This window comes from Streptomyces sp. NPDC007875 (assembly GCF_042868035.1).
Classification (GTDB): domain Bacteria; phylum Actinomycetota; class Actinomycetes; order Streptomycetales; family Streptomycetaceae; genus Streptomyces; species Streptomyces antimycoticus.
In genome coordinates this window covers 266,701-284,085 of record NZ_JBIADZ010000004.1, presented here as the reverse complement: position 1 = coordinate 284,085, position 17,385 = coordinate 266,701, and the positions used below count along the sequence as shown (strand labels likewise).

The following is a 17,385-nucleotide window of genomic DNA, read 5'->3' as shown; positions in this document are numbered from 1 at the left end:
CGGTCGCGCGGCCTGCCACCGCGGTGGCCCAGCGCCGGTGCGCGGTGCGTCAGTTGTGGCCGAAGCTCTTCTGCCGGCCCTTGCGGGCCGTCGAGGGGCTGCCCTCCGGCCGCATCGCCTGCGACTGCCCCTCCATCGACGGCTGCTGCTCGGCGGAGCGGTCGGCCGTGCCGCGCTCCTGACGCTGTTCCTGCTGCTTGCGATCGCGGTTCTTGTTCTTGCCCATGGTGGTGTTCCTCCGGTTGGGATCAGCCCCCTGGCGAAGGGCCCTGCCAGGAGAAGCCCTTCGGGAAGAAACAGTGACATGCCGCGGTGACCCGTGCATTTCGGGCAATTACGGTGAGTGAGAAGGGGGGTATTGGCGGGTAAGCCGTATCCGCCACGCCGGTGATCCAGTTCGGACTGATAACCCCCGCACGGTCGGGCAGACTCGAAGGAAAGCCGAAAACCACATCCGGGGCACGGCTGTGCGCGGGGGGCGACCGAGGACTGGACCGTCAGGAAAGAGGGTGGAACGTGGACCGCTGCGTCGTCCTGGTGGACGCCGGGTATCTGCTGGGCGCCGCCGCGAGCCTGCTGGCCGGGGAGCCCGCCCGATCGCGTATCTCCGTCGACCACGCGACCCTCATCCAGGGCCTGCGGGAGCGGGCCGAGGCCGAGACCGAGTGCCCGCTGTTGCGCATCTACTGGTTCGACGGCGCCCCCGACCGTGTGCCTCAGCCCGAGCACCGGCGGCTGCGCGTGATGCCTCGGGTGACCGTACGGCTCGGTGCGCTCACCCGCAGTGACGGCCGCTGGGCCCAGAAGGGCGTGGACGCCGCCATGCACGCCGAGCTCACCGAGCTCGCGCGCAATCGGGCGTGCGCCGACATCGTCCTCGTCACCGGCGACGGGGACCTGCTCCCCGGGCTGATGTCGGCCAAGGAGCACGGCGTCGCCGTCCACCTCTGGGCGGTCCAGGCCGCCGACGGTGACTACAACCAGTCCGAGGACCTCGTCGCCGAGGCCGATGAGCGGCGCGTCCTCGACCGCGCCTGGATCACCAGGGCGGTGCGCGCCAAGGAGCTTCCCGGGCCCTGCGCGCCCGTCTCCGAGCCACGCCCGGAGATCGCGGCCATTCTCTCCGCCCCGCTGCCGGAGACGGCTACCGCCGCGGCCGCGACCGGGGCGCCCGGTACGGCGGAGGCTCCCGGTGGCCGTAACGGTGCCGCCCGGCCCGGCGCCGATGTGACCGGCCCGGCCGCCGCCCCCGGCCGTCCGGCGGCCCCGGCCCCCGAGGCGGGCGCGGACGGCGCGGCGGCGGGTGCCGGCAAAGGGGTGCCCACCCCCAAGGACCTCGCCGACCTGGGCCGCGGCCCGGCCGCGCCCGGCGGCCAGACGGAGCGCCAGCAGGCCGCCGGTGCCACCCTGCGCTGGTCCTCCGACAAGGGCTGGATCGACCGGGGTCCCGGCGCCGTGGGGGAGCCGCCGGAGACCGCCAACCTCCCCATGCTGGCCCAGCTCACCAGCGCCGAGCAGCGCTGGGCCGACCGTGAGGAGGACATCACGGCCGTCAGCGGCGACCCGTTCGAGGTCGGCCAGGTCTTCGCCCGCCGCTGGACCGACCGGCTCGCCGATCCGGGGCCCTTGCGCCAGATCTCCACGGAGTACCCCCGCATCCCGCACCGCATCGACGGTGAACTGCTGCGCTACGCGGCCCGCTTCGGGCTGCTGGCCCACAAGGACGACCAGATCGACGAGCACGACCGCTATGCGATCCGGGCGGGCTTCTGGCGCGAAATCGACCTCCGCTCGGCCGCGGAGCACGCCCAGACGGGCGGCTAGCGCCCTCTTCGGCGGATCTTGACGCCTGCGGCGAGCTGCTCCTCTTCCCGCAGCATCGATGTGGCTCTGCCCCGGACCCCGGCGTCCAGGGTCGGAGCCCCTGCCACGCGGCGGAGCCGCATATAGACGCTGCGGGAAGGGGCGGGGAGGGGAAAGCGTCGATATGCGGCACCGCCGCGTGGTCCGCCGGACGCCCCGCGGCCCCCGCCGTCAAGGGGGCTCGCTGCGGGCAGGGGGCTCGCGGCGGGCGTGCCGGCGCGGCCACCGGAACGTTCCCGCCGCGGACCGACGGCGAGCTCACGGTCACCACGCCCGCCCACACCACCCCCATCGCGGGCTGTACCGACACGGTGGACGTCACCGTCACCTCCCTCGGCCGGAACCAGCGTCCCCATGGGAGCGGCTGCGCGTACACCTCCTACGACGCCCCCAGCGCCGTCTCCGTCACCCCGACGGCGCAGCTTCCCGGCCGGAACGTCGCGATCAGCGGCACCTGTCTGCTCGACGCCACCGCGGTGGCCCTCAGCAACGGACTCACCCAGGCCCCCGCCACCTTCGTGAGCCTCTCGCCGACCCAGATCCTCGCCGTCGTGCCCGTGGTGCTCCCCGGGACGTCCGTTCTCGTCACGACCCCCGGCGGCACCGACACGACCGCGCCGCCGACCCTCCTCGTCCTGTGATCCTCCGATCCGTCCCCGAGGGCCCCGAGGACGGGAGCGGGTGTTTGGGCGCGTACCCTCATAGCTCGTGAGGACGGGCGCGAAACAGGCGACGAGCGGCGATGTGGTGTGCACCGTGCGCGGCCTGGTCAAGACCTATCCCGCGGCGCGCGGCCGCCGCGGCGCCCCCGCCACGCCCGCCGTCCGGGCCAGCGACGGCATCGACCTCGATGTGGTGCGCGGCGAGGTCTTCGGGCTGCTCGGACCCAACGGCGCCGGTAAATCCACCCTCGTACGGCAGCTCACCGGCCTGCTGCGGCCGGACGAGGGCAGCGTGCGGGTGCTCGGCCACGATCTCGTACGCCACCCCGAGCGCGCCGCCCGGCTGCTGTGCTATCTCGGCCAGGACTCGACCGCGCTGGACGAGCTGACCGTCGCCCTCGCCGCCGAGACCACCGCGCGGCTGCGCGGGCTGGAGGCCCGCGCGGCCCGTGCCGAGCGGGACGCGGTGATCGAGGAGCTGGGGCTCGGGGAGATCGCCGGGCGCCCGCTGAAGAAGCTCTCCGGGGGCCAGCGGCGGCTGGCCTGCGTCGCCGCCGCGCTGGTGGGGGAGCGGCCGCTGCTGGTGCTGGACGAGCCCACCAGCGGGATGGACCCCGTCGCCCGGCGCGCCGTATGGGCGGCCGTGGACCGGCGGCGGGCCGAGCGGGGCGTGACTGTGGTGCTGGTCACCCACAATGTGATCGAGGCGGAAACGGTTCTGGACCGGGTCGCCGTGCTGGACCGCGGCAAGGTCATCGCCTGCGACACGCCCGCCGGACTGAAGGCGCTGGTCGCCGACGAGGTACGGCTGGAGCTGGTGTGGCGCACCGAGCCGCCGCTGGACGTGCCCGAGGTCGCCGCTCTGCGGAAGGCCGCCGAGGCGGGCCGGGCCGCCGACGGCGTCTCCGGGCGACGCTGGACGCTCCGGCTCCCGCCGGACGAGGCGCGCGCCGCCATCGGCACCGTGACCGGTGGCCCCGCCTTCGCGGCGTTGGACGATTTCACCCTTGCCACGCCGAGCCTGGAGGATGTGTACATCGCCCTGGGCGGCCGTGCGGAGGGCGCGGAGGGGCTGGTGAAGGCGTGAGTGCCGGGGCGAGCCGGTGAACACGTCGGTGACCGTGACCGTGACCGTGACCGTGACCGTAAGAGCCGTAGAGGCGAAGAGGAGCCGCACAACGTGAGTGTCATGCCCGCCGTGTCCGGTGTGTCCGGGACCACTGGTGTGCCTGGTGTGTCCGGTGCTTCCGCTGGGCTGCCCAGTGCGCCCGGTGTCTCGTCCGGTGCCTCCGGTACGTCGGGGGCGTCCGGTGAGGCCGGGGACATCCCCGCGCCGCTGGCGGCGCGGGCGCGGCTCTTCCCCGCGCTCGCCGCGGTCTACCGCGCCCAGCTCTCGCGGGCCCGGGTCGCCCGGATACCGCTGCTCTTCGTGGCCACCTTCCAGTCCATCGGGATCATGATCCTGATGCGCGGGGTGGTGGACGGCGGGAGCGAGGCGCGGTCGGTGGTGGCCGGGTCGAGCGTGCTGGTCGTCGCCTTCGTGGCGCTCAACCTGCTCGCCCAGTACTTCGGCCAGCTGCGGGCCAGCGGCGGGCTCGACCACTACGCCACCCTGCCGGTGCCGCCCTCGGCCGTGGTGCTCGGGGCGGCCGCCGCCTACGCCTCCTTCACCGTGCCCGGGACCATCGTCACCGCGGTCATGGGCAGTGTGCTCTTCCAACTGCCCATGACGCATCTGTGGATCCTCCTCGCCGTGATCCCCCTCTCCGGCGCCGCCCTCGCCGGACTTGGCGCCGTGCTGGGGTTGCTCGCCCCGCGTCAGGAACTCGCCACGCTATGCGGGCAGTTGGGGATGTCCGCCGCGCTGCTGCTGGGGGTGCTGCCCGCGGACCGGATGCCGCAGGTGGTGTCGTACGCGCGCGATCTGCTGCCGTCGACGTACGGTGTGGAGGCCTTGGCCCGGACCTTCGACGGGCAGCCCGACTGGTGGGTGGTCTGTGCCGACCTCGGGGTGTGCGCCGGGGTGGCCGTGGTATCCCTCGCCGCCGCGACCTGGGCCTATCGGCGGGCGGCCGTGCGGTGACGCGCCGCAGCGAACGTCCCGCCGACCGAAGTACGCCGTCCGCCTGGCACGATGACGGGGTGACCGCACCGTTGACGCCACATGATCCGCCTCCGCCGCACGAGGACCCCGCCGAGGGCCGCCCCCCGGCTCACGGGCAGCCTGCCGGGGACTCCTCCGTGCCGAATCCCTCCGGATACCCGGAGCACCCCGAGCACCCTTCCGGGCATCCGGAGGGCTCGGAGCACTCCGAGTACTCCGAGCCGGGGCCCGAGTTGCGCGCCGAACTGGTGCAGGCGTCGCTGGTCGCCATCGCGGTGGCGGTCTCCGGGGTGCTTCTCGGGCTGCTGTGGCTGTGGTTGGCGCCCAAGGTTCCCCTGGTCTCGGACGGCTCCGCCGTCTATCTGAAGAACTCGGAAGGGGAGGACGCGATCGGCGCGGACGGTGTGTTCACGCTGCTCGGGCTCGCCTTCGGGGCCGTCTCGGCCCTCATCGTCTTTCTGCTCTTCCGCCACGGCGGTATCGCGCTGGTCATCGGTCTGGCGATCGGCGGGGTGCTCGCCTCGGTGATCGCCTGGCGGCTGGGCCTCTGGCTGGGGCCCACCTCGGACGTCGTGGCCCATGCCAAGGAGGTCGGTAAGGGCGTCACCTTCGACGGACCGCTCAAGCTGGGCGCGAAGGGTGCGCTGCTGGCGTGGTCGGTGGCGGCGATGGTGATCCACCTGGCCCTGACGGGGCTGTTCGGCCCCCGGGACCCGGAGCCCGCCCTGCCGCCCCCGACGATGCCGGGAGCGCGCTGAGCGGAACGCGGCGAAGCCCTGCCGGGACCCGGCGCTCAAGCGGGACCCGGCGCTCAGAGGGAGGGCCCGGCGCCGCGGCCCTCTCCTCGGGGCAGGGGCCCTTCCGGGGCAGGGAGCTCCCCTGGGTCAGTGCGAGCGAACGCTGGAGGCGCGGACGATGAGTTCGGGGCGCAGGCGCTTGGACTCCACGGCTTCGCCCTCCAGCAGCCGCAGCAGCGTCCGCAGCCCCTCGCGCCCCATGTCGAGCATGGGTGACCGCACCGTCGTCAGCGGCACCGGCAACTCCGCAGCCAACGGCGTGTCGTTGAAGCCCACGACGGCCACATCGACCCCCGCCCGCAGCCCCTGGTTGCGCAGCGCGCCTATCGCGCCGATGGCCGCGAAGTCGTTGACGGCGAAGATGGCCGTCGGGGGGTTCGGGGTGTCCAGCAGCCGCGCCGTCGCGGCGTGGCCGCCCGAGACGTCGAAGCGGGAGTGGGCGATGCGGTCCGCCGGAACGGACAGCCCCGCCTCGCGATAGCGGTCCACCAGGCCCGCGGTGCGGTCGATGCCGGTGCTGGCGTACGGCTCGCCCGCGACGACGGCGACATCGCGGTGGCCCAGCTTCAGCAGATGCTCGGCGACCAGCCGCCCGCCGAGATAGTCGTCGCAGGTCACCGAGGGGTGGGCCCCGGCGGTGCGGCTGACCAGGACGAACGGAATGCCGCGGCCGGCCACCTCGTCCAGGAACCGCCCGTCCACATACGCGTCGCCGAAGATCATGCCGTCGACGCGCCGTCCGATGACCATGTTGGTGCGGGTGCGCTGCGCCTCGGGGCGGTCGCCGGTGTTGGCGACGAACGTGGACAGCCCAGGGGCGCCTCCCAGCGGTGGCCGGGGGAGCTGGTGCGGTCTATCGAGAGGCGGGGCATCGCGGGCCGTACCCGGGCGCTGCTACAACGCGGTGGGCGGCCGTGCTGGGCGTCGGGAGCAGGGCGCCCCCTGAGACGGCAGGCCCTAGGAGCGGGCGATCGGCGCCAGCACCGCGTCGGTCAGCGACGCCAGGTCCCCCGGCGACAGCTCGACCTCCAGCCCGCGCCGGCCCGCCGAGACACAGATCGTCTCGTAGCCGGTGGCCGACTCGTCCAGGGCCGTGGGAAGGCGCTTGCGCTGACCGAGCGGGGAGATCCCGCCCCGCACATAGCCCGTGCTGCGCTCGGCCGCCGCGGGGTCCGCCATCGTGGCGCGCTTGCCGCCCACCGCCGAGGCGAGAGCCTTGAGGTCGAGCGTGGCCGAGACTGGCACGATGGCGACCGTAAGGCGGTCATCGACGCTCGCGACAAGGGTCTTGAAGACCCGGCCCGGTTCGACGCCGAGCGCCTGGGCGGCCTCCTCGCCGTAGGAGGGGGCTGCCGGGTCGTGCTCGTAGGAGTGCAGGGTGAAATCCGTGCCCGTCGCGGTGAGGGCGGTGGTGGCGGGGGTGCCCGCCGAGGTCTTCTTGGTCTTCTTGGGCATATTCGTCCGCGTCAGTTGGGGCTGGTGGGACCGCGGGTCAGATCGACGGCCGGGAGTGACGGGAGCTTACCGATGACGGCGCTCTCGGCGCGAAGGAGTTTCAGCTCGTCGGCCAGTCGGCTCGCGGTGTCCGGCGCCTGCAGCAGCCGCTGTTTCGCGGGCGTGTCGAGCACGGCCGCGGCCGCCACCAGGTAGGAGAGAACGGACGGTTCGCCCGGCAGGTCCTGCTCGTTCGCCAGGGTCCGCTCACGGGCGCCCGCGAGCCGCTTCTGGTACATGCGGAAGGCCCGTACCACCCCCGAGGCCAGCGCCCCGGCCCCCTCGCCCTGCTCCTCCTCCAGCTCCTTGACCTCGGCCGTCAGATAGGGGCCGGAGGAGTCCACGGAGACCAGTTCGAAGCGGGTGGTGCCGGTGGCCAGCACCTCGAAGGTGCCGTCCTCCTGCTCCCGGATGGTGGCCGCGTCCGCCACGCACCCCACGGCGTAGAAGGACTTGGCGGGATCCGGTCCGAACCCGGCCGTGGGGCCGGGGTCCGGCCGCGTGGCGGAGTCCGGGAGGCCGACCGCGCTCGGGGCGACCTCATGGCCGTCCCGGATCGCGATCACCCCGAACCGGCGCGGCGCGTCCTCGGGAAGCGCTGACAAATCGCGCATCAGGGAGCGGTACCGCTGCTCGAAGACGTTCAGGGGCATGACGAGCCCCGGGAACAGCACCGTGTTCAGCGGGAAGAGCGGAAGGCGCGCGGAGGTCACGGGGCGTAAGCCTAATGGCCCCGCGCGTTTCCTTTCACTGGCGCCGCAGGAGCCGGTCACTGGCGCCGCAGGAGCCGGTCACTGGCGCCGCAGGAGCCGGGACGCGCCGGCGGCTACCGCGGTGGCCAGCACCCAGCCCAGCAGGATCATGACGATGGACGCCCATTGGACGGCGCCGTCCGGCCTCCAGTAGCCGTCCATGCCCAGATCGATCACCGGGATCAGCAGATCGAGCGTGTACAGCGAGGCGTTCCAGTTCGGGGATTCATTCGGCTTCAGCGCCTCCGGCCGGTTGTGGGCGAAGAACACCGAGCCGACCGCCCACAGCACCGCCATCCACACCGCGGCCCGGCCCGGGCGGTAGCCGTAGGCCACCGTCCAGTCCTGGAGATAGCCCCACACCTTCCCGGCGACCGGCAGCGTCTCCCGGCGGCGGCGCTGCTTGGCGAGCTGCACCTCGCGTGCGTCGGCGTCCTCGCCGCTGGCCCGCATGGTGTTGGCCAGCATCTCGTACGGCTCGGGCGCGTACTCGGGGGTCGCCGCGGCCACCCACTCCAGCCGCCGGGCCAGCGGGAAGTGGCCGCGCGGAATCAGGCACTCATAGCTGAACCCGGCCATGGTCAGCCCGCCCGGCCCCGGCCAGCTCACCGACTTGTCGACAAGATTGACCACCCGGGCGCCGGAGAGGATCACCCGCCCGCGCTGCGGCCGCTCCCCGAGGAAGCGCAGTTCGGGCGTCTGGACCCGGCGCAGCGACAGCTCCTGGTCGTTCTCCATGATGAAGCGGGCCTGGTCGAAGTCGATGGCGTCGCCGATCCGCCCGTCGTCCAGCCGGATCCCGCCCTCGCATTCGAAGCGCTGGATCCGGGTGCCCCGGGTGGGGGTGGAGGCGGTGCCGTACGGCGGGGTGGAGCCGCTGGAGTACGTGCTCACCCCGCCCGCGGTGAGATAGAGGCTGCGCTCCACGGTCAGCTGCGGCGCGTTGAGCGCGCGGCGGCCGTAAGGGTTGCGCAGCCGACTGCCGCGCAGGCTGAGGGACACCCCGATCTGCGCCCCGCGCAGGCTCAGCTCGCCATAGGACTCGATCATGTCGGCCTGGAAGTCCTGGGCGACGGTCAGCCCGTCGGCGCTGATCGACATGCCCCGGCGGTCGCGGCGCACGATCAGCTGGTTGAGCAGTAAATCCGTGCCGATATGGGCGTCGGTGAGCCGGATCCCGTGTTCGACCACACACCGCGGCAGATGCAGATCGCCCTCGGTGCGCAGCCGGGCCGCCTCCAGCCGGGGAAGGGCGCAGCCCACCAGGCGCAGAGTGGTGAACTGCGCCTCGGGAAGCAGCACCTCCCGCTCGAAGCGGCAGTTCTTCAGCTCCACATAGGGCTCGATGTTCCCGCCGGCCAGGTCGAGCGTGCCGGTGATGTGCACCCCGTTGAGCTTGAGCGCGGCGACCCGGCCCGGCTGCGCGGGCGGCCCGTCCAGCAGCAGGAGGGCCACGACACGCGCACGGACACTGCGCTCCGGGCCCCAGGCGTACGGGCCGGAGGGATCGTTCCGCTGGGGGTGCGACGTGCGCAGATCATGGGTGCTGCCATTGCGGAACGCCTGCCACATGCCCCATTCGGCGGTGGTCAGATCGAGGCCCGGGGGTGGGTCGCCATCGTGCGGCTCGGTCACAGCCGTGTCCCCTCCTGATTCTCCGTGTCCCCGTACGGAGCACATTCCCGCTGAGTAACCGGTTGAACGCCAACGGTCAGGGTCAACTTAGGGCGTCCGTATCACTGACTGATACGGGGGGAGGGGCGTCGTGGCGGGTCTGAGACAATTGATCGCGTGATCTCCCGTATCGATCTGCGCGGTGCCGCCTTCCCGGAAGGCGGCATCGACCGCGACCTGCTGCCCCGTGCCGAGCTCGACGTCGAGGCCGCCCTGGAGAAGGTGCGGCCCATCTGCGACGACGTGCGCCATCGTGGTACCGCTGCGCTGATCGACTACGCCCATCGGTTCGACGGCGTCGCCATAGAGCGGGTGCGGGTCCCCGCGGAGGCGCTGGAGCGCGCCCTCGCGGAGCTGGACCCGGCCGTGCGCGCCGCCCTGGAGGAGTCCGTCCGGCGGGCCCGGCTGGTCCACCGCGACCAGCGGCGCACCGACCACACCACCCAGGTGGTGCCGGGCGGCACGGTCACCGAGCGCTGGGTGCCGGTCGAGCGCGTCGGGCTGTACGTACCTGGCGGGCGCTCGGTCTACCCCTCCTCCGTGGTGATGAACGTGGTGCCCGCGCAGGAGGCCGGGGTCGGCTCGATGGCCGTCGCCTCCCCGCCGCAGGCGGAGTTCGGCGGGCTGCCGCACCCCACGATCCTCGCGGCGTGCGCGTTGCTGGGCGTGGACGAGGTGTACGCGGCGGGCGGCGCTCAGGCCGTCGCCATGTTCGCCTACGGCACCGAGGACTGCCGTCCGGTCGCGATGGTGACCGGGCCGGGCAACATTTTTGTGGCCGCGGCCAAGCGGCTGCTCAAGGGCCGGATCGGCATCGACGCCGAGGCCGGGCCGACCGAGATCGCCATCCTCGCCGACGCCACCGCCGACCCGGTGCACGTGGCCGCGGACCTGATCAGCCAGGCCGAGCACGATCCGCTGGCCGCCTCCGTGCTGGTCACCGACTCCGAGGAGCTGGCCGCCGCGGTCGAGAAGGAGCTCGAGGTCCAGGTGGGGGCCACCAAGCACGTCGAGGACCGGATCCGTCCGGCGCTGGCCGGGCGGCAGTCCGGCATCGTGCTGGTCGACGGTCTGGAGCAGGGCCTGGCCGTGGTGGACGCGTACGCGGCCGAGCACCTGGAGATCCAGACCGAGGACGCGGCGGCCGTCGCGGCCCGGGTGCGCAACGCCGGGGCGATCTTCGTCGGGGCCTACGCCCCGGTGTCGCTCGGCGACTACGCGGCGGGCTCCAACCACGTGCTGCCCACGGGCGGCTGCGCCTGCCACTCCTCGGGGCTGTCCGTGCAGTCCTTCCTGCGCGGCATCCACGTGGTGGACTACAGCCGGGAGGCGCTGGCCGAGATCGCCGGCCATGTGGTGACGCTGGCCGAGGCGGAGGATCTGCCCGCCCACGGCGCCGCGGTGAAGGCAAGGTTCGACTGGAAGGTGCCACCGAGCAAGTGACCGGCATTGACGATCTCCCGATCCGGGACGAGCTCCGTGGCAAATCCCCGTACGGCGCCCCGCAGCTCGAGGTGCCCGTACGGCTGAACACCAACGAGAACCCCTATCCGCTGCCCGAGCCGCTGGTCGCCCGCATCGCCGAGCGGGTCACCGAGGCGGCCCGGAACCTCAACCGCTACCCGGACCGGGACGCGGTCGAGCTCCGCACCGAGCTGGCCCGCTACCTCAGCCGTACGGCCGGCCTTCAGGTCGGCGTCGCCCAGGTCTGGGCGGCCAACGGGTCCAATGAGGTGCTGCAGCAGCTGCTGCAGACCTTCGGCGGACCGGGGCGCACCGCGATCGGCTTCGAGCCCTCGTACTCGATGCACGCGCTGATCTCGCGCGGCACCGGCACCGGCTGGATTTCCGGTCCCCGGAACGCCGATTTCACCATCGATGTCGATGCCGCCCGTAAGGCCATCACCGAGCACCGCCCCGATGTCGTCTTCATCACCTCGCCGAACAATCCGACGGGGACCGCCGTCGCGGCCGAGACGGTGCTGGCGCTCTACGAGGCGGCGCAGGCCGCCAGGGCGGAGGCCGCCGGGGCCCTCGTCGTCGTGGACGAGGCGTACGGGGAGTTCAGCCACCGTCCCTCGCTGCTGCCGCTGATCGAGGGGCGGCCGCGGCTGGTGCTCTCGCGGACCATGTCCAAGGCGTTCGGCGCGGCCGGGCTGCGGCTCGGCTATCTCGCCGCCGATCCGGCGGTCGTCGACGCCGTCCAGCTGGTCCGCCTGCCGTACCACCTGTCCGCTGTCACCCAGGCCACCGCGCTGGCCGCCCTGGAGCACACCGATACGCTGCTGGGGTACGTCGAGTCGCTGAAGGCCGAGCGCGACCGGCTGGTGAGCGAGCTGCGCACGCTCGGCTGCGAGGTGACCGACTCCGACGCCAACTTCGTCCAGTTCGGCCGCTTCGAGGACGCCCACGCGGCGTGGCAGGGCCTGCTGGACCGGGGCGTCCTGGTCCGTGACAACGGCGTACCGGGCCGGCTGCGGGTCACCGCGGGCACACCGGCCGAGAACGACGCGTTCCTCGACGCGGTACGCGAGCTGATGAAGGAGAAGAGCGCATGACCCGCGTGGGACGTGTGGAGCGCACGACCAAGGAGACCTCGGTCGTCGTCGAGATCGATCTCGACGGCACCGGCCAGGTCGATGTGTCGACAGGTGTCGGCTTCTACGACCACATGCTCGACCAGCTCGGCCGCCACGGCCTCTTCGACCTCACGGTCAAGACCGAGGGCGACCTGCACATCGACACCCACCACACCATCGAGGACACCGCCCTCGCGCTCGGCGCCGCCTTCAAGCAGGCGCTCGGCGACAAGGTGGGCATCTACCGGTTCGGCAACTGCACGGTGCCGCTGGACGAGTCGCTGGCCCAGGTGACGGTTGACCTCTCCGGCCGCCCGTACCTGGTGCACACCGAGCCGGAGAACATCGCGCCGATGATCGGCACCTACGACACCACGATGACCCGGCACATCCTGGAGTCCTTCGTGGCCCAGGCCCAGATCGCCCTGCACGTCCACGTCCCCTACGGGCGCAACGCGCACCACATCGTGGAGTGCCAGTTCAAGGCCCTGGCGCGGGCCCTGCGCTACGCCAGCGAGCGCGACCCCCGCGCCGCCGGGATCCTCCCCTCCACGAAGGGGGCCCTGTGAGCGTCGCGCGCGCGGCCGCCGGGCCGCAGACGGCACGCGACCCGCGCTTTCGCCGCGCGGGCGGAGAAGCGAACGAGGTAGCGTCTTGAACGGCTTGTCGACCGTGTTCATCCTCGTGGGGCTGTTTCTGCTCGGCGGGGTCATCTCCTTCGTGAAGCAGGGCATCTCCAAGAGCATCGTCACGCTGCTCGGGATCGGCGCCACGATGGCGCTGCTCGCCGGGATCCTGCGGCTTGAGGTATGGAATTGAGCGACCTGACGCACAGCACGACCGCGAAGAACGTCGTCGTCTTCGACTACGGATTCGGCAACGTACGCTCCGCCGAGCGGGCCCTCGCCCATGTCGGCGCGCAGGTCGAGATCACCCGCGACTACGACAAGGCCATGGCGGCCGACGGCCTCCTCGTGCCCGGCGTCGGCGCCTTCGCCGCCTGCATGAACGGGCTGCGTGAGGCGCGCGGCGACTGGATCGTGGGGCGCCGGCTGTCCGGCGGCCGCCCGGTCATGGGCATCTGCGTCGGCATGCAGATCCTCTTCGGGCGCGGTATCGAGCACGGCGTCGAGGCCGAGGGCCTGGACGAATGGCCCGGCACGGTCGAGCCGCTGCGCGCCCCCGTCGTCCCCCACATGGGCTGGAACACGGTCAAGGCACCCGAGGACTCACAGCTCTTCGCGGGCCTGGACGAGGACGAGCGCTACTACTTCGTCCACTCCTACGCGGTCCGCACCTGGGAGCTCGAGGTCACCAACCCCCACATGCCCTCCCCCAAGGTCAGCTGGGCCACCCATGGCGAGCCGTTCGTCGCCGCCGTGGAGAACGGCCCGCTGTGGGCCACTCAGTTCCACCCCGAGAAGTCGGGTGACGCCGGAGCGCGGCTGCTCCGCAACTGGCTCGACACGCTCTGACCGGCCCGCGCCGGCTCCGGTCCGCACCCACCCGCACCGCCCGCACGCTCTCACCGAAGGTTGTCCGCAATGCGCTCGAACCGCCTCGAACTCCTCCCCGCCGTCGATGTCCGCGACGGCCAGGCCGTCCGCCTCGTCCACGGCGAGTCCGGCTCCGAGACGTCGTACGGCGACCCGATGGAGGCCGCCCTGGCCTGGCAGCGGGCGGGCGCCGAATGGCTGCACCTGGTGGACCTCGACGCCGCCTTCGGCACCGGGGACAACCGCCAGCAGATCGCCGAGGTGGCCCGCGCCATGGACCTCAGGGTCGAGCTGTCCGGCGGCATCCGCGACGACGCCTCGCTGTCCGCCGCCCTGGCCACCGGCTGCGCCCGGGTGAACCTCGGCACGGCCGCCCTGGAGTCCCCGGAATGGGTCGCCAAGGTCATCGCCGAGCACGGCGACCTCATCGCGGTGGGCCTCGATGTGCGCGGCACCACGCTGCGCGGCCGCGGCTGGACCCGGGACGGCGGCGATCTGTACGAGACGCTGGCCCGCCTCGACTCCGAGGGCTGCGCCCGCTACGTCGTCACCGACATCGCCAAGGACGGCACCCTCCAGGGCCCCAACCTGGAGCTGCTGCGCAATGTCTGCGCCGCGACCGAAAAGCCCGTCGTCGCCTCCGGCGGCGTTTCCTCGCTTGACGACCTGCGTGCCCTTGCGACTCTGGTACCGGAAGGTGTCGAGGGCGCCATCGTGGGCAAGGCACTCTACGCCAAGGCGTTCACCTTGGAAGAGGCGTTGGAGGCGGTATCCGTATGACCTCACCCGAGTCCGCGCGGCGGGTCCAGACCGACAGCCCCTGGGAGGAGACCATCGGGTTCGCCCGGGCCGTCGAGGTCGGTGACCTGGTGCTCGTCGCCGGGACGATGCCGCTGGCGGAGCGCGGCGTACTGGAGGGCGAGGGGGATCCGTATGAGCAGACGCTCGCCGCCTTCCGCCATGCGCTGGACGCGCTGAAGAAGTTCGACCTGGGCGTCGAATCGGTGGTCCGCACCCGTATGTACCTCACCCACGCCCGCGACGTGGACGAAGTGGGCCGTGCCCACAAGGAGCTCTTCGACGCCGTGCGCCCCGCCACGACGCTGGTCGTGGTGTCCGGTTTCGTCGACTCGCGCGTCCTGGTGGAAGTCGAACTGGAAGCATTCCGAGGAGCACGACAGTCATGACCCTGGCGGTCCGAGTCATCCCCTGCCTGGACGTGGACAACGGCCGGGTCGTCAAGGGCGTCAACTTCCAGAATCTGCGCGACGCGGGCGACCCGGTCGAGATGGCCAAGGTCTACGGCGAGGAGGGCGCGGACGAGCTGACCTTCCTCGACATCACCGCCTCCTCCGGCGACCGCGAGACCACCTACGACGTGGTCCGCCGCACCGCCGAGCAGGTCTTCATCCCGCTGACGGTCGGCGGGGGCGTCCGTACCCCGGAGGACGTCGACAAGCTGCTGCGCGCCGGGGCGGACAAGGTCGGCGTCAACACCGCCGCCATCGCCCGCCCCGAGCTCATCCACGAGATCTCCCAGCGCTTCGGCAGCCAGGTGCTCGTCCTCTCGGTCGACGCCCGCCGCTGCCCCGAAGGGACGGTGACCTCCTCCGGTTACGAGGTCACCACCCACGGCGGTCGCCGCGGCACCGGCATCGACGCCGTCGAATGGGCCCACCGCGCGGCGGAGCTGGGCGCGGGGGAGATCCTGCTGAACTCCATGGACGCGGACGGCACCAAGGACGGCTATGACACGGCCATGATCGAGGCCGTCCGCAAGCAGGTGACCATCCCGGTCATCGCCAGTGGCGGCGCCGGGAAGCTGGCCGACTTCCCGCCGGCGGTCGCCGCGGGTGCCGACGCGGTGCTGGCGGCGTCCGTCTTCCACTTCGGCGATCTGCGGATCGGCCAGGTGAAGGACGCGCTGCGGGAGTCGGGGCACCCGGTCCGCTGAGCGAGACACGCCGAAGCGGGGGATCACCGGATGGTGATCCCCCGCTTCGTGGTCTCACGCCATGGCCCTCAGGGCGTCACGGCAACCACGCCCACGCGCGCCACGGGGTGACCGACGGACCACGCGGCGGAGCCGCATATCGATGCTTTTCCCTCCCCGCCCCTTCCCGTTACCAGAGGCTTCCCCCCGGGACCCCGGGGTCTGGGGGAGCGCCCCATATCGATGCTGCGGGAAGGGCGGGGACGGGAGCAGCCTGCCGCGTGGCCCGAGGTTGGTTGTCACTTCGTGGCCCTTGCGGGCGTCACCTCGTGGCGGAGCCCGGCCGCTCGCGGTAGGCATCCACGATGCCGCGCTTCAGCACGGCGGTCTCCTCCATCACATCGCCCTTCTTGCCCGCCCCGACGTCCTTCGTCCGGTAGCCGCGCCGACCGAGGAAGGCCAGGCTGTCCCGGTCGAAGACCCACTCGGTGGCCACCCACGCCCGCTTGTCGACGCGGGCGATGCCGACACCGTGGCGGCCCGCCGCGTCCACCGCGTCCTCCTGCCGCGTCACCCCGGGGATCTTCGCGGCGGCCTTGTACAGGGCGGCGGCGTTCCGCGGCGGCATCACCGTCTCGCCCAGCAGGTAGCCGATCTGGTCGAAGACGGCCTGCGCCTTCTCCTGGCCCTCTTCCGGCTCGGTCATCCGCTCGATCTCCTTGAGCAGGACGTCCGGGTCGGTCGGCAGGGACGCCAGCCACTGGTACGTGGGGCGGTCGATGCCCGCCGGAGACCCGCCCAATTCGCGCAGCGGGGAGTAGCTCCCGCCCTCGCGGATCTCACCGGTCTGGGTGATCCGCTTCACCTGCTGCGACTTCCAGACCTCCCGCTCATGCGACGGCTCCAGCTTCGAAGCGCCGTTCTCCTCCAGCTCGGCCCCCGCCGTCACGCTCTTGACGTAGACGAACTGGTCCTGCCGCACCGGCTTGACGTCCGACTTCGCCGCGGTCCCGGCGATCCGGTCGAGCAGGACGGTGGCGGTCTCGCGGGGCTGGGCGGCGCTGTCGCCGGACCCTCCGCCCTCGGTGAAGGTGACGGCCAGCGCCCCGGCCAGCGCCAGGGCCGCGGCGGGCATCACCAGCGCGGGGCGCAGCAGCCGCGGCCGGGCCTTCCGTGCGGGGGCGGGGGTGCGGTTCTGGTCGTCATCGATGTGCTGCATCAAGCGGTCCTTGTGGTGGAGGTAGGGCTCGGAAGGAACGTCCCGCTCGGCCGGGGTGGGAAGCAGCCGGGCCAGTTCCTCGCGCTCCGCTTCCTCGTGCTCGGCCCGGTCGGGCCCGGAGCCAGCGGCGTTCATCGGGGTTCCTCCTGAAACTCCTGATAGGGCAGGGCCGCGAACGCGGCCTCACGCTGTACCTCTCCGCGGCGGTGTGGCGGTTCCGTCTTTTCTTCCGCGAGCCGCTGATCGGCGAGCTTGCGCAGCTTGGCGCGGGCCCGGGACAGCCGCGAGCGCACGGTGCCCACCGGAATCCCCAGCGCCTGGGCGGCCTGCGCGTAGTCCAGCCCGGACCACACGCACAGCGCCAGCACCTCCTGCTCGCCGCGCCGCAGCCGGCCGTACACCGTGCGCACGGCGGCGAGCCGGCGGGCGTCGTCGATCCGCCCGGCGGTCTCGTCGGCGAAGTCCGCCACCGGGGCGGGCGCCGGGCGTCGGGCCAGGAAGGCCAGGCGCCGGCCGATGCCGCGGTTGGCGTTGCGGGCCTTGTTCGTCGCCACGCCCAGCAGCCACGGTTTCAGCGTGCCGTCGCCCGGCTCCAGTTGCGCTCGGGTACGCCAGGCGTCGAGGAACGTGTCCCCCATCACCTCTTCGGCCACCGACCAGTCGCCGGTCAGCCGGTAGGCATGGTTGTAGACCGCACGCGCGTACTCTGCGTAGAGCTCCGCGAACGCCTCGCGGTCACCCGCTCGTACCCGCGCTCGCAGGCCATCACTCATGTTGTTTACACCTCACACCCGTGCCTCTCCGCACGACGG

20 protein-coding genes are annotated in these 17,385 nt (G+C 72.3%); 13 read left to right on the top strand and 7 right to left on the bottom strand.

Annotated elements, in window-relative coordinates; translation table 11 throughout:
• Positions 1 to 49 precede the first annotated feature (49 nt).
• A complete protein-coding gene (locus ACFYOY_RS10625; RefSeq protein ID WP_351894767.1) occupies positions 50 to 226 on the bottom strand; it encodes a hypothetical protein in 177 nt (58 codons plus the stop codon).
• A gap of 290 nt (positions 227 to 516) precedes the next feature.
• Between ACFYOY_RS10625 and ACFYOY_RS10620 the strand changes: the two genes are divergently transcribed.
• The 5 genes from ACFYOY_RS10620 (at position 517) to ACFYOY_RS10600 (ending at position 5,387) form a co-directional block, all read left to right on the top strand.
• The gene (locus tag ACFYOY_RS10620; RefSeq protein ID WP_351894773.1) at positions 517 to 1,824 is read left to right on the top strand and encodes an NYN domain-containing protein; all 1,308 of its coding nucleotides are present in this window, start codon (positions 517 to 519) and stop codon (positions 1,822 to 1,824) included.
• A 350-nt stretch (positions 1,825 to 2,174) separates the two neighbouring features.
• Entirely contained in the window at positions 2,175 to 2,504 is a 330-nt protein-coding gene (locus tag ACFYOY_RS10615) for a hypothetical protein (protein WP_351894779.1), read from the top strand.
• Between the two features lie 67 nt (positions 2,505 to 2,571).
• A complete protein-coding gene (locus tag ACFYOY_RS10610) occupies positions 2,572 to 3,612 on the top strand; it encodes an ABC transporter ATP-binding protein (protein ID WP_351894785.1) in 1,041 nt (346 codons plus the stop codon).
• Between the two features lie 102 nt (positions 3,613 to 3,714).
• Positions 3,715 to 4,608: an ABC transporter permease gene (locus ACFYOY_RS10605; RefSeq protein WP_351895170.1), complete on the top strand. Its 894-nt coding sequence runs from the start codon at positions 3,715 to 3,717 to the stop codon at positions 4,606 to 4,608.
• A 158-nt stretch (positions 4,609 to 4,766) separates the two neighbouring features.
• The gene (locus tag ACFYOY_RS10600; protein ID WP_388586047.1) at positions 4,767 to 5,387 is read left to right on the top strand and encodes an ABC transporter permease; all 621 of its coding nucleotides are present in this window, start codon (positions 4,767 to 4,769) and stop codon (positions 5,385 to 5,387) included.
• Between the two features lie 126 nt (positions 5,388 to 5,513).
• On the opposite strand, the gene ACFYOY_RS10595 is transcribed toward ACFYOY_RS10600, so the two are convergent.
• The 4 genes from ACFYOY_RS10595 to ACFYOY_RS10580 form a co-directional block, all read right to left on the bottom strand.
• Positions 5,514 to 6,236, bottom strand: a complete 723-nt coding sequence (locus ACFYOY_RS10595) for a substrate-binding domain-containing protein (RefSeq protein ID WP_388586284.1) — start codon at positions 6,234 to 6,236, stop codon at positions 5,514 to 5,516.
• Positions 6,237 to 6,383: 147 nt separating this feature from the next.
• Positions 6,384 to 6,881, bottom strand: a complete 498-nt coding sequence (gene ybaK, locus ACFYOY_RS10590) for a Cys-tRNA(Pro) deacylase (protein WP_351894797.1) — start codon at positions 6,879 to 6,881, stop codon at positions 6,384 to 6,386.
• Positions 6,882 to 6,892: 11 nt separating this feature from the next.
• On the bottom strand, positions 6,893 to 7,633 hold the full coding sequence (locus ACFYOY_RS10585; RefSeq protein WP_351894802.1) for an LON peptidase substrate-binding domain-containing protein: 741 nt from the start codon (positions 7,631 to 7,633) through the stop codon (positions 6,893 to 6,895).
• 78 nt (positions 7,634 to 7,711) lie between these two features.
• A complete protein-coding gene (locus tag ACFYOY_RS10580; RefSeq protein ID WP_351894809.1) occupies positions 7,712 to 9,307 on the bottom strand; it encodes an oxidoreductase in 1,596 nt (531 codons plus the stop codon).
• A gap of 156 nt (positions 9,308 to 9,463) precedes the next feature.
• Here ACFYOY_RS10580 and hisD point away from each other — a divergent pair, with 156 nt between their 5' ends.
• From hisD to hisF, 8 genes are all read left to right on the top strand, one after another.
• Entirely contained in the window at positions 9,464 to 10,789 is a 1,326-nt protein-coding gene (hisD, locus tag ACFYOY_RS10575; RefSeq protein WP_351894815.1) for a histidinol dehydrogenase, read from the top strand.
• Positions 10,786 to 11,904, top strand: coding sequence for a histidinol-phosphate transaminase (locus ACFYOY_RS10570; RefSeq protein ID WP_351894822.1), 1,119 nt, complete (start codon positions 10,786 to 10,788; stop codon positions 11,902 to 11,904). The genes hisD and ACFYOY_RS10570 overlap by 4 nt, the downstream gene beginning before the upstream one ends.
• A complete protein-coding gene (hisB, locus tag ACFYOY_RS10565) occupies positions 11,901 to 12,494 on the top strand; it encodes an imidazoleglycerol-phosphate dehydratase HisB (RefSeq protein WP_014059975.1) in 594 nt (197 codons plus the stop codon). Before ACFYOY_RS10570 ends, hisB begins: the two co-directional genes overlap by 4 nt.
• An 85-nt stretch (positions 12,495 to 12,579) precedes the next feature.
• Entirely contained in the window at positions 12,580 to 12,744 is a 165-nt protein-coding gene (locus ACFYOY_RS10560) for a hypothetical protein (protein ID WP_162952980.1), read from the top strand.
• Positions 12,741 to 13,400, top strand: coding sequence for an imidazole glycerol phosphate synthase subunit HisH (gene hisH / locus ACFYOY_RS10555; RefSeq protein ID WP_388586040.1), 660 nt, complete (start codon positions 12,741 to 12,743; stop codon positions 13,398 to 13,400). Before ACFYOY_RS10560 ends, hisH begins: the two co-directional genes overlap by 4 nt.
• A 69-nt stretch (positions 13,401 to 13,469) precedes the next feature.
• Positions 13,470 to 14,201: a bifunctional 1-(5-phosphoribosyl)-5-((5-phosphoribosylamino)methylideneamino)imidazole-4-carboxamide isomerase/phosphoribosylanthranilate isomerase PriA gene (gene priA, locus ACFYOY_RS10550; protein WP_388586037.1), complete on the top strand. Its 732-nt coding sequence runs from the start codon at positions 13,470 to 13,472 to the stop codon at positions 14,199 to 14,201.
• Positions 14,198 to 14,608 (top strand): RidA family protein, encoded by a 411-nt coding sequence (locus tag ACFYOY_RS10545; RefSeq protein ID WP_351894846.1) that lies wholly within the window; start codon positions 14,198 to 14,200, stop codon positions 14,606 to 14,608. Before priA ends, ACFYOY_RS10545 begins: the two co-directional genes overlap by 4 nt.
• A complete protein-coding gene (gene hisF / locus ACFYOY_RS10540; protein WP_351894853.1) occupies positions 14,605 to 15,375 on the top strand; it encodes an imidazole glycerol phosphate synthase subunit HisF in 771 nt (256 codons plus the stop codon). Before ACFYOY_RS10545 ends, hisF begins: the two co-directional genes overlap by 4 nt.
• Positions 15,376 to 15,676: 301 nt before the next feature.
• On the opposite strand, the gene ACFYOY_RS10535 is transcribed toward hisF, so the two are convergent.
• Both ACFYOY_RS10535 and ACFYOY_RS10530 read right to left on the bottom strand, forming a co-directional pair.
• Positions 15,677 to 16,708: a CU044_5270 family protein gene (locus ACFYOY_RS10535; RefSeq protein ID WP_388586034.1), complete on the bottom strand. Its 1,032-nt coding sequence runs from the start codon at positions 16,706 to 16,708 to the stop codon at positions 15,677 to 15,679.
• A complete protein-coding gene (locus ACFYOY_RS10530) occupies positions 16,705 to 17,346 on the bottom strand; it encodes an RNA polymerase sigma factor (protein ID WP_351894864.1) in 642 nt (213 codons plus the stop codon). Before ACFYOY_RS10530 ends, ACFYOY_RS10535 begins: the two co-directional genes overlap by 4 nt.
• Positions 17,347 to 17,385 lie beyond the last annotated feature (39 nt).